General features: G+C 65.3%; 10 protein-coding genes. 9 read left to right on the forward strand and 1 reads right to left on the reverse strand.

The genetic code is table 11. The annotated features are described in order from the left end of the window. The first annotated feature begins 6 nt into the window (after nt 1-6). From ACZ5CM_RS02950 to ACZ5CM_RS02970, 5 genes are all read left to right on the forward strand, one after another. Nucleotides 7-822 (forward strand): cytochrome c oxidase subunit 3, encoded by an 816-nt coding sequence (locus ACZ5CM_RS02950; RefSeq protein WP_464641116.1) that lies wholly within the window; start codon nt 7-9, stop codon nt 820-822. 102 nt (nt 823-924) lie between these two features. Continuing rightward, nucleotides 925-1,602, forward strand: a complete 678-nt coding sequence (locus ACZ5CM_RS02955; protein ID WP_464641118.1) for an SURF1 family protein — start codon at nt 925-927, stop codon at nt 1,600-1,602. Then, nucleotides 1,602-2,993, forward strand: coding sequence for a threonine synthase (gene thrC / locus ACZ5CM_RS02960; RefSeq protein WP_464642465.1), 1,392 nt, complete (start codon nt 1,602-1,604; stop codon nt 2,991-2,993). The genes ACZ5CM_RS02955 and thrC overlap by 1 nt, the downstream gene beginning before the upstream one ends. Then, complete coding sequence (locus ACZ5CM_RS02965) at nt 2,990-4,252, forward strand: M16 family metallopeptidase (protein ID WP_464641120.1); 1,263 nt, start codon at nt 2,990-2,992, stop codon at nt 4,250-4,252. The genes thrC and ACZ5CM_RS02965 overlap by 4 nt, the downstream gene beginning before the upstream one ends. Before the next feature lie 10 nt (nt 4,253-4,262). After that, entirely contained in the window at nt 4,263-4,853 is a 591-nt protein-coding gene (locus ACZ5CM_RS02970; RefSeq protein ID WP_464641122.1) for a GNAT family N-acetyltransferase, read from the forward strand. Between the two features lie 64 nt (nt 4,854-4,917). Here the strand turns inward: ACZ5CM_RS02970 and ACZ5CM_RS02975 are convergent, their stop codons facing one another. After that, nucleotides 4,918-6,516, reverse strand: a complete 1,599-nt coding sequence (locus ACZ5CM_RS02975) for an ABC transporter substrate-binding protein (RefSeq protein ID WP_464641124.1) — start codon at nt 6,514-6,516, stop codon at nt 4,918-4,920. A gap of 361 nt (nt 6,517-6,877) precedes the next feature. Here ACZ5CM_RS02975 and ACZ5CM_RS02980 point away from each other — a divergent pair, with 361 nt between their 5' ends. From ACZ5CM_RS02980 to ACZ5CM_RS02995, 4 genes are all read left to right on the forward strand, one after another. Further along, nucleotides 6,878-7,858 carry an ABC transporter permease gene (locus ACZ5CM_RS02980; RefSeq protein WP_464641126.1) on the forward strand — a complete coding sequence of 327 codons (981 nt, stop codon included), beginning with the start codon at nt 6,878-6,880 and terminating at the stop codon, nt 7,856-7,858. Next, on the forward strand, nt 7,855-8,787 hold the full coding sequence (locus ACZ5CM_RS02985) for an ABC transporter permease (protein ID WP_464641128.1): 933 nt from the start codon (nt 7,855-7,857) through the stop codon (nt 8,785-8,787). Before ACZ5CM_RS02980 ends, ACZ5CM_RS02985 begins: the two co-directional genes overlap by 4 nt. Beyond that, a complete protein-coding gene (locus ACZ5CM_RS02990) occupies nt 8,777-10,411 on the forward strand; it encodes an ABC transporter ATP-binding protein (protein WP_464641130.1) in 1,635 nt (544 codons plus the stop codon). The genes ACZ5CM_RS02985 and ACZ5CM_RS02990 overlap by 11 nt, the downstream gene beginning before the upstream one ends. A 189-nt stretch (nt 10,412-10,600) precedes the next feature. After that, nucleotides 10,601-11,923 (forward strand): serine/threonine-protein kinase, encoded by a 1,323-nt coding sequence (locus tag ACZ5CM_RS02995; protein ID WP_464641132.1) that lies wholly within the window; start codon nt 10,601-10,603, stop codon nt 11,921-11,923. Nucleotides 11,924-11,944 lie beyond the last annotated feature (21 nt).

The raw sequence follows: 11,944 nt of genomic DNA on the forward strand, positions 1-11,944 counted from the left end.
ACTGACATGGCACATGCAAAGAACCACGACTACCATATTCTGGCGCCCTCCGTCTGGCCCTTCCTCGGGGCCGTCGGCGCCTTCGTCATGCTTTTCGGCGCAGTCCTGTGGATGCGCGACATCACGCCGTGGCTGTTCTGGATCGGGGCGGTTGGCGTCGTTTACGTGATGATCGGCTGGTGGGCCGACGTGGTGCGCGAAGCCAGGACCGGCGATCATACGCCGGTGGTCCGTCTCGGGTTGCGCTACGGGTTCATCCTGTTCATCACCTCCGAGGTGATGTTCTTCGCCGCCTGGTTCTGGTCGTTCTTCAAGCACGCCATGTATCCGATGTCGGAATATGCCGGCACCGAATATGTGCCGCCGGAATATGTCCCGGTCGATCCCTTCCACGTGCCGCTGCTCAACACGGTGGTCCTGCTGCTGTCGGGCGTTGCCGTCACCTGGGCGCACCATGCCCTCGTGCATGAAAACAACCGCAAGGCGCTGATCAACGGCCTGGCCATCGCCATCGTGCTGGGCCTGGCCTTCACGGGGCTGCAGGCCTACGAATACGGCGTCCTCATCCTCGAGGACGGCTGGACCTTCGGCGGCGACATCTTCTATTCGAACTTCTTCATGGCCACCGGCTTCCACGGGGCGCATGTCATCATCGGGACGATCTTCCTGATGGTCTGCCTCGTGCGTGCCATCAAGGGCGACTTCACGCCGGAACAGCATGTCGGCTTCGAGGCCGCCGCCTGGTACTGGCACTTCGTCGACGTGGTGTGGCTGTTCCTGTTCTTCGCCGTGTATATCTGGGGTACTGCCGTGGTGATGTAGGCCCGGTGCCTGCCGCGGTTGCATTTCCGCGGGCGATGGGCAACACAACGGGGCGCGCGGGACGATCCCCGCGCGCCTTTCCCTTTGACGGACGGATCACTCATGCGCTCCATCCTGTTTCTTCTCGTCTTCGGTGTGACCGGGCTTGCCGTGCTGGTGTCCTTGGGCAACTGGCAGGTGCGGCGCCTGCAGTGGAAAGAGGCGGTCCTGTCCGAAATTCAGGCGCGCCTGGGCGAAGATCCGGTCCCGATTCCCGCGCAACCCGACCCGGACACCGACAAGTATCTTGCCGTCACCGTGAGCGGGACGATGGAGCCGGGCGAAATCGCGGTTCTCATCTCGACCCGCGATTTCGGTGCCGGGTATCGCATCATCGCGCCCTTTCGTACCGATGACGGCCGGCGCATCCTGATCGATCGCGGCTTCGTGCCGACCCAGGCGAAGGAGCGCAGCCGCCGCACCGGGCGGATGACGGTGGTGGGAAATCTGCACTGGCCGGACGAGATCGACAGCTTCACCCCGGAACCGGACCGCAAGGCCGAAATCTGGTTTGCCCGCGACGTGCCGGCCCTGGCCGCCGAGCTGGAAACCGATCCGGTTCTGGTCATCGCGCGGTCACGGACCGATCCGGGGGTGACACCTTTACCGGTGGACACCGCCGGGATTCCGAACAATCACCTGCAATACGCGGTGACATGGTACGGGCTGGCGCTGGTCTGGGCCCTGATGACCGCCTATTTCCTGTGGCGCAACCGCGCCCGCAAAACGAGTGATGCATGATGAAATACGTCTCGACCCGCTCAAAAGCGCCGGAACTGGATTTCGAGGCGGCGATGCTGACCGGTCTGGCCCGCGATGGCGGCCTTTACGTGCCCGCGACGATCCCCCGGATGGAGGCCGATCAGATCGCGGCGCTGTCCGGGCTGAGCTATGAGGAAACCGCCTTTCGGGTGATGCGCCCCTTCGTCGGAGACAGTTTTTCCGACGACGAATTCCGCGGGGCCATTGCGCGCGCCTATGCCGGTTTCGGTCACGCCGCCCGCGCGCCGCTCAAGCAGCTGGCACCAAATCACTTCCTGCTGGAGCTGTTCCACGGCCCGACCCTGGCCTTCAAGGACTTCGCCATGCAGCTGATCGGCCAGCTGTTCGAATTGGCGCTCAAGCGCCGGGGCGAGCGGGTGACCATCGTCGGCGCCACCAGCGGCGACACCGGCTCGGCGGCGATTGAGGCCTTCCGGGGACTCGATGCGGTGGACGTGTTCATCCTCTTCCCCGATGGCCGCGTCTCCGAGGTGCAGCGCCGGCAGATGACCACGGTGGCGGATGCGAACGTGCATGCGCTGGCGGTGAAGGGCGATTTCGATGACTGCCAGGCGCGGGTGAAGGACATGTTCAACGACTTCGCCTTCCGCGACGAGCTGCGGCTGGCGGGCGTCAATTCGATCAACTGGGCGCGGGTGCTGGCGCAGGTCGTGTATTACTTCTATGCGGCGGTCAGCTTGGGCGCGCCCCACCGGCAGGTCAGCTTTACCGTGCCCACCGGCAATTTCGGCGACATCTTCGCCGGCTTCATCGCCAGGCGCATGGGGCTGCCCATCGACCGTCTGGTGGTGGCCACCAACCAGAACGACATCCTGCACCGCTGCCTGTCGGGGCAGGGCTATGTGAAGGGGCAGACCCGCCCCTCGATCAGCCCGTCCATGGACATCCAGGTCAGCTCCAATTTCGAGCGCGCCCTGTTCTACGCCTATGGGCGCGACGGAGCGGCGGTGGCGCAACTGATGGATGAGCTCTCTGCCCGGGGGCGCTTCGAAGTCAGCCAGGGCGCGTTTGAGATGCTGCGGGAAGATTTCGATTCCGGCTCGGCCTCGGAGGATGAAACGCGCGCCACCATCGCCGCCACCTTGCGCGAAAGCGGCGAACTGATCTGTCCGCACACCGCGGTGGCGGTGAAGGTTGCCAACGAGATGCGCCGCCCCGAGGTGCCGATGATCACGCTCGCCACCGCCCATCCGGCCAAGTTTCCCGCCGCGGTGGAAGAGGCCAGCGGCGTGCATCCGCCCCTTCCCCCGCGCATGGCGGATCTGTATGACAGGCCCGAGCGCCTGACCCGGATCGCCAACGACCTGGGCGCCATCGAGGACCATATCAGGGGGCAGGTTTCCAGGTGACCGTTCAACTCGACCGACTGGCCAACGGCTTTCGCATCGTCAGTGAACACATGCCCGGCCTGCAGTCGGCCGCCATCGGCGTTTGGGTCACCGCCGGCGGCCGGCACGAGCGGGCCGAACAGAACGGCATCGCCCATTTCCTCGAACATATGGCGTTCAAGGGCACCACCAACCGCACCGCCCTGCAGATTGCCGAGGCGATCGAGGATGTGGGCGGCTACATCAACGCCTATACCTCGCGCGAGGTGACGGCCTATTATGCGCGGGTTCTGGCGGGCGACGTGCCGCTGGCGCTGGAGGTGATCGCCGACATCCTGCTCAACCCGCTGTTCGATGCCGCCGAGATCGAGGTGGAACGCGGCGTGATCCTGCAGGAGATCGGTCAGACCCACGACACTCCCGACGACGTGATCTTCGACTGGCTTCAGGCGGAAAGCTATCGCGACCAGCCGCTGGGGCGCTCCATCCTGGGGCCCAGCGAGCGGGTGCGCAGCTTCACCCGCGAAGACCTGGCGCGGTTCGTCGGCGAACATTACGGGCCGGGGCAGATGATCCTTTCCGCGGCGGGCGCGGTGAACCACGACGAACTGGTCCGCATGGCCGAGCGCCTGTTCGGCCACCTGCCGCCGCTTGAGCGGGGCGCGGTGACGCCGGCCCGCTTCACCGGGGGCGAGGCGCGCCGGCAAAAGGATCTCGAACAGGCGCATTTCGCGCTGGCGCTGGAAGGTCCCGGCTATCGCGACGACGAGATTCATACCGCGCAGATCTATGCTGGCGTCCTGGGCGGCGGCATGTCCAGCCGGCTGTTCCAGGAGATCCGGGAAAGGCGCGGCCTGTGCTACACGATCTTCGCCCAGGCCGGCGCCTATGCCGATACCGGCACCACCACCATCTATGCCGGCACCAGCGCCGAACAGATCGCCGAACTGGCCGGGATCACCATTGACGAGCTCAGGCGCGCCGCCTCCGACATCACCGCCGAAGAACTGGAGCGGGCCCGCGCACAGATGAAGGCCGGGTTGCTGATGGGGCTGGAAAGCTCCTCCAACCGGGCCGAGCGGCTGGCCCGGATGGTGCAGATCTGGGACCGGGTGCCGCCGCTTGAAGAAACCGTGGCGCGGATCGACGCCGTGAGCCTGCAGGGCTTGCGCGCCTTTGCCGAGCACATGGCGACGCAGGCCCCCGCGGCGCTGGCGCTTTACGGCCCGATCGCGGCCGCGCCCAGCCTGAGCCGCCTGCAGGAGAGGCGCGCCGCCTGAAACCCGTCCGATGCTGCTTCCCCGTCGCAAGCTGAAAATCGAAACCGAGCGGATGACACTGCGTCCGCCGACCCATTCCGATTTCCGCCAGTGGGCATCGCTGCGGGCCGAAAGCCGCGATTTCCTCACCCCGTGGGAGCCGGCCTGGTCCAGCGATCACCTGACACGCAAGGCGTTCACGAACCGGGTCTACTGGGCGCAGCGGTCGGTGGCCAACGGCTCGGCCGTGCCGCTGTTCCTGATCCGGCGCGAGGATCAGGTACTGCTTGGGGCGGTGACGCTGGACAACATCCGCCGCGGTCCTTCGCAGGCGGGGACGCTGGGTTACTGGGTGGGTGCGAAATTCGCCCGCCAGGGCTACATGCGCGAAGCGGTGGGCGCGCTGGTGCATCACGCCTTTTCGCGGCTGGATCTGTCGCGGCTGGAGGCGGCCTGCCTGCCGGAGAACAGGCCCTCGCGCGCGCTGCTGGAAAGCTGTGGCTTCAAGTACGAGGGCGTCGCCCAGTCCTATCTCCAGATCAACGGCCGCTGGCGCACCCATGTCCTCTATGCCGCCCTGCGCCCGGACCGGCGTGGGCGGACGGATGCGGGAACGCTCTGAAGACGTCGGCGGCGGCGGAAGGTTCCGCCGCCGCCTCCGGTTTTTCCGCCGTTTCCGGCCGGGCTCAGGCGAACCACCACCTTTCGGCGGCCTTGGCGCCGTCCAGTTCCCAGTTCGCCGCAACCGCATCTTCGTGGGCCAGCTTCTTGCTCACGCCCATGATGTAGTTGGCGAACATCGGCAGCAGCGCGCCGCCGTCGTCGCGGATCAGCAGCTGGGTTTCGCGATACATCGCCGCCCGCTTGACCGGGTCCAGCTCGGCCCGCGCGGCGACCACCAGCTCGTTGAACCGCTTGGCGGCCTCGGTGTCGCGCCAGGCGGTTTCGTTCCACTCGGTGTCCTTCACATAGGCCGCCGCATACATCCAGTCGGCGGTGGGACGGCCGCCCCAGTAGCTGACGCACCACGGCTTCTTGTTCCAGACGTTGGACCAGTAGCCGTCCTTCGGCTCGCGCACCACCTCGATATCGATGCCGCATTCCCTGGCCGAGGCCGCGATCAGCTGTGCCGCATCCACTGCGCCGGCAAAGGCGGCTTCCGACGTCGAAAGCTGCAGCGTGCCCGAATGGCCCGACTTCTTGTAGTGGAAGATCGCCTTGTCCTTGTCGAATTCGCGCTGCGGGATGTCGGCGGCATAGAATGGCATGGCCGGCGAGATCGGATGATCGTTGCCCAGTGCGCCATGCCCGAGAAGGATCTTGTCGAGCAGCTCCTGCCGCTTGACCGCCAGCTTGATCGCCAGCCGCAGGTGCAGGTTGTCGAAGGGCGGCGTGTCCACGCGCATCGGCATCGTGTAGTGCAGCGTACCTGTCTTTTCCAGGATCGAGATTGCCGGGTTGCGCGACAGAAGGTTCACCGTCTTGGCGTCCACCCGATCGATCAGGTCCACGTCCCCGTTCATCAGCGCGTTCTGGCGCGCGGTCACGTCGATGATCGACAGGATTTCCACCTCGTCGAAATGCGCGCGACCTTCCTTCCAGTAGTTCGGGTTGCGCTTGGCCGCCACGCGCACGCCCGGCTCGAAGTTCTGGATGGAATAGGGGCCGGTGCCGATGCCTGCCAGCGGGTCGATCTTGCCGTCGGTGGAGGGCAGGATGATCAGGTGATAGTCGCTCATCAGATAGGGGAAGTCGGCATTCGCTCCGCTGAGCTCGAACACCACGCTGTCGCCGTCCGTGCGGACATCGGTAATGGCGGAAAGCAGTCCCTTGGCAGCAGATTTCGAATCTTCCCCGCGGTGATAGTTGATGGTGGCGACCACGTCCTCGGGGGTCAGCGTCTTACCGTTATGGAACTGGATGCCCTTGCGCAGCTTGAAGACCCAGGTCTTCGCATCCGAAGAATCGTAGCTTTCAGCGAGTTCGGGAACCAGTTCGCCGGTATTGTCCACCTCGGTCAGGCAGTTGCCGTAAAGGAAGCCCATGTTGAGGGAAAAGCCGTTCTCGTAAGTGCCGGGGTCCATCGAGTCCGTGGTCGAACCATGTGCCGACCCGATTCGCAGCTTGCCGCCCTGCTTGGGTGCGGCCGCCATGGCCTTGTCGGCCAGCGACAGGGCCGCAGGCAGAACCACACCGGCCGCAAGCGCCGAGGTGATGAACTGGCGGCGGTCGATCTGGCCGTTGGTCAGGCGGTTGGCCTGAAGTTTCAGAAAAAGGTCTTTCATGGGGTCCTCCCTGGATATGTTCGGGTCTTGCGAGTTCCAAGCCGCATGATCACGCCAACTCCCGGCCCCGCCGGGGTCGTGCGATCCCTACCCACCCGATACTGCACAAAATTCACCCGTTCATGTCCAGCGTTTCGTTCATCCGTCGGCAATCTTTGCTTCGGAACGGCGGGGCCGATGCAGGGCCCTCCCGGCTGCCAGAGCCGGTATCGCCGCCAATGTCGTTTTCGTCGGTCAGGCGTCGTTTTCGTTGCGCTGCCGGTTCGGCGATGCAAAAATAGTGTGAAGATCCCCGTGCCGGACGGAAGCCGGGCAGATCGGCCTGGAAGGGGACAGGCGAATCAACAGGGGGAAACGGCTCTTGCATCCCGTGGTCAGGACGATCTTCAAGCGGCTGGGGCTCGGGGTCGTCACGCTTTTCGTCGTGTCGGTCATCATCTTCAGTGCGATTTCCCTGCTGCCCGGAGATTTCGGCGAGGCGGTGCTGGGACAGGCCGCCACCGAGGAAACCGTCGCCGCCTTCCGCAAGGAGCTCGGCCTCGACAAGCCGGCCCCGGTCCGCTACGTTGAATGGCTCGGCGCAGTGCTGCAGGGCGATCTGGGCACCTCGTTCTCGGGGAGGGCCTCGTCCGGAGTGGACCGTTCCCGACCGGTCAGCGAACTGGTGGCACCGCGGCTGTGGAACACGTTGTTCCTGGCCGGCGTGACGGCGGTGATCGCCGTGCCTCTGGCGCTTTTTCTGGGGCTGACGGCGGCGCTTTTCAGGAACTCGGTCTATGACCGGGTCGTCAATGCTCTGACGCTGACCACCATCGCCACCCCCGAATTCTTCGTGGCCTATATCCTGATCCTGCTGTTCGGCTCGCTCTGGCCGATCTTTCCGTCGCTTGCGAATGTGGATGCCTCGACGCCGTTTTTCGAACGATTGTACCGCGTGTCGTTACCCGCCATGACGCTGACGCTGGTGATCGTCGCACACATGATGCGGATGACGCGGGCGGCGATCATCAACCTTCTGGCCTCGCCCTACATCCAGATGGCCCGGCTCAAGGGCGCCAGCCAGGCCGAGGTGATCCTCAAGCACGCCCTGCCCAATGCCTGGGCGCCGATCGCCACGGTGATCGCCTTCAACCTTGCCTATCTGGTCGTGGGCGTCGTCGTGGTCGAGGTGGTGTTCGTCTATCCGGGCATCGGGCAGCTCATGGTGGATGCGGTGACCACGCGCGACATCCCCGTGGTGCAGGCCTGCGCGCTCATCTTCGCCGCCACCTACATCATCCTGAACCTGATCGCCGACATCATAGGCATCGTCACCAACCCGAGGCTGCTGCATCCGCGATGACCCAGACACCCGACCCCCCCGAAACATATTCGGCGACGGCCGAGGTCGGGGCCGTGCGGCAGCGCCGCTCGCGGCGCGAGCGCGTCTGGATGGTGCTCAGGAAGGCGCCACCGACGGCGTGGTTCGGCATGATCGTCGTGTTCCTCTATTTCTTCGTGGCGATCTTCGCCCCGTGGCTGGCCCCTTACGGCGAGGCCGATAGCTCCTTCCCCGCCTTTCTGCCATGGGGCGAGGGCGGGCATGTCTTCGGCACCGACCAGATCGGGCGGGATATCCTGTCGCGCCTGATCTATGGGGCGCGCAACACCATGGGCATTGCGCTGGTCACGACGCTGCTGGCCTTTGCCATCGGCGGCGGACTGGGCCTGGTCGCCGCCATCAACCGGTCATGGCTGGACCAGCTGCTCTCGCGCTCGGTCGATGTGCTGATGGCGATCCCCAGCCTGATCTTCGCGCTGATGCTGCTGTCGATCTTCGGCTCGACCATTCCCAACCTGATCCTCATCATCGCGATCCTCGACAGCACCCGGGTCTTTCGCCTGACCCGCTCGGTCGCGGTCAACGTGGTGGTCATGGATTATGTCGAGGCCGCGCGCCTGCGCGGCGAGGGGCTGGGCTGGATCATGCGGCGCGAGATCCTGCCCAACATCATGCCCCCGCTGGTGGCCGAGTTCGGGCTGCGCTTCTGCTTCGTGTTCCTGACGATCGCGGCGCTGAGCTTCCTCGGCGTCGGCATCCAGCCGCCCACCGCGGACTGGGGGTCGATGGTGCGCGACAATGCCTCGCTGATCCAGTTCGCCAAGTACGATCTCAAGGCGGGGCTGACGCCGCTTCTGCCGGCGGCGGCGATCGCGCTGCTGACGGTGGCGGTGAACTTCATCGTGGACTGGTTCCTCCATCAGACAAGCGGGCTGCGCGATGACCTCTGACTCCACGGCAGGCGGCAAGGGTGATATCCTGTTGGAGATGCGCGACGTGCGCATCGAGGGCTTCTCGGATGAAAGATGGCACCCGATCATCAAGGGCGTGGGCCTGACCCTGCGCCGCGGAGAGGTGATGGGCCTGATCGGCGAATCGGGGGCAGGGAAATCCACCCTGGGCCTGGCCGCCATGGGCTTCACCCAGCCCGGCGTGCGGATCACCGGGGGATCGATCGTCTTCGACGGGATCGATCTGCGGGCGGCATCGGAAACCGAAAAGCGCCGGCTCTGGGGCACCCGCATCGCCTATGTGGCGCAGTCGGCGGCGGCCTCGTTCAATCCTGCGCACCGGCTCATCGACCAGACGGTCGAGGCCGCCAACCGCATGAACCTGCGCCCCGACGCCGAATCGCGCGCCGACGCGGTGCGGCTTTACCGCGATCTGCAACTGCCGGACCCCGAACATATCGGCGAACGCTACCCCCACCAGGTCTCGGGCGGGCAGTTGCAGCGGGTGATGACCGCCATGGCCATGTCGCCACGGCCCGATCTCATCATCTTCGACGAACCGACAACGGCGCTGGACGTGACCACCCAGGTCGAGGTGCTGGCGGCGATGCGCAAGATCGTCGAGGAATACGACACCGCGGCGATCTACATCACCCACGACCTGGCGGTGGTGGCGCAGATGGCCGATGTCATCAAGGTCCTGCGTTACGGCGAAGAGGTGGAAGAGGCAGAAACCCGCAAGATGCTGAGCGCGCCCGAGAAACCCTATACGCGGTCGCTGTGGTCGGTGCGCGCATTGCACAAACCCGAGCAGAAGGGGAAAGACATCCTCCTGTCCATGGAGGGGGTCGATGCCGCTTACGGTTCGGCCCGGGTGCTGCACGATGTCACCATCACCATCCCCCGCGGGGAAACCGTGGCCGTGGTCGGTGAATCCGGGTCCGGCAAATCGACGGCTGCGCGGGTCATCACCGGGCTTCTGCTGCCGACCAGGGGCGTGGTGCGCTTCAATGGCGAGGCGCTGCCGCCGCGGCTCGAAGACCGCAGCAAGGACCAACTCCGCAAGATCCAGATGATCTACCAGATGGCCGATACCGCGATGAACCCGCGCCAGACCGTCGAAGAGATCATCGGCCGCCCGCTGGAATTCTATCTCGGGCTCAAGGGCCGCGCGCGCGAGGCGCGGGTCGTCGAACTGCTGAAGATGATCGAGCTGGATGAAACCTTCATCGACCGCTTTCCCTCGGAACTGTCGGGCGGGCAGAAGCAGCGCATCTGCATCGCCCGGGCGCTTGCGGCGGAACCCGAACTGATCATCTGCGACGAGGTGACCTCGGCGCTCGACCAGATCGTGCAGGAGGGCATCCTGCGCCTGCTTCTGCGCCTGCAGGAGGAATTCGGGATCACCTACATGTTCATCACCCACGACATCGCCACGGTGAAGGCCATCTCGGACGAGATCGTGGTGATGTATCAGGGAGAAGTGATCGAACAGGGCATGAAAAGCGAGATTCTCTCTCCGCCCCATCCCGAATACACGCAGCTTCTTCTGTCCTCGGTGCCCGAGATGGATCCCGACTGGCTGACGAATCTGCTGGCCGCGCGCGGCGATCGGACGTCCTGAGCGGTTCCCCGGGCAGCTTCCGTTTTCCCCGCCCCGTGCCCGGCAGGGCCGGTTCCGCCTGTCCGCGGCGGCCTCTGCCATCATGTTTTCCGAACACGTCCACTTTCTCACCACATTCTCGTCAGACACTTGCCACCAGCGGAAATCCCGCCCGCATTCGCGGAAACATGGCTGCTGAAAGACATTCCAATGATCGCGCGACCCGACGTCATCGAGGCCGAAGAAGAATTTGCCGAAGAGCTTGCTCCGGGAACCGGGCTGCTGCACGGGCAATACGTGATCGAGCGATACCTCGTGCATGGCGGGTTCGGGATCACCTATCTTGCCCGGGACAGTCTCGACCGGCCGGTGGTCATCAAGGAATGTTTCCCCGGCGCCATCTGCCGCCGCGTGGACGGGCGCGTGCAGGCCAGATCACGCCGGCTGGAGGACCAGTTCTCGGCGATCCTGCGCCATTTCATCCGCGAGGCACATCGCCTGTCCAGGTTGCATCACCCCGATATCGTCGGCGTTCACCAGGTATTCGAGGAACGCGGCACCGCCTACATGGCGCTCGACTACGTGGAGGGAAGCGATCTTCTGACGGTGCTCGAAGAACAGCCTGACCGCCTTGCCCCCGAGACCGTGACTTCCATCCTGCGGCGCGTTCTTGACGCCGTTGGCTACATCCACGAAGAGGGTATCCTGCACCGCGACATATCGCCGGACAACATCCTGCTGGACGGCGAGGACAACCCGACGCTGGTCGATTTCGGCGCCGCGCTGGAATATGCGGCGCACGAAAGCCGGTCGGTTTCGGCGCTTCCGGCGGTCAAGGACGGGTATTCCCCGCAGGAATTCTACCTGTCGGACGAGCCGCAGTGCCCGGCAAGCGATCTCTATTCGCTGGGTGCCACCTTCTACCACCTCATCGTCGGCGAGGCCCCGCCGGACAGCCAGCAACGCCTGTCGGCAGTGGCTACGCGCGGGGCCGACCCTTACGTGCCGCTGGTCTCGCGCGCGCCGTGGTATGACCGCGAGTTTCTGGCCGCCATCGACAGGTCGCTGGAACTGTTCCCCGACAACCGGTTCCAGAGCGCGCGGGACTGGCTGGCCGCGATCGCCGGTCCGGCCCGCGCCGAACGGCCGGCGAAAGACAACACTCCGGCGATGCAGGATGCCGACATCCTGCGCGCCATTTCTGCGGCCATCGCCGAGGCAGGCGCCGATCGGGTGGAACCGCGCGGCCCCCGGCGCAATGGCGAGACCGCGAATCAGGCCCTCGGCAATGCCGAACAAGGCCGACCCGAGCCGCGGCGCCGGTTCGTGGACATTTTCGGCAACCCCATCGACGACGTGGAAGCCTGGCTGGAAGAGCAGGAACGCGAGCTGCGGCGCATGGGCCGGAAGGCCGGCGCGGCCTCGGCGACAAGGCATATGGGCGCGGGCACGTCGAAGCCGGCCATGGAAAGGCGCGCCGGCCTCTTCGGGACCTTGCTGGGGCGCCGGTCGCCGCAGGCGCCGGTTTCGTGACGGACTGGGAAAGGAACGGAC

It is taken from the genome of Piezobacter thermophilus, assembly GCF_055386745.1.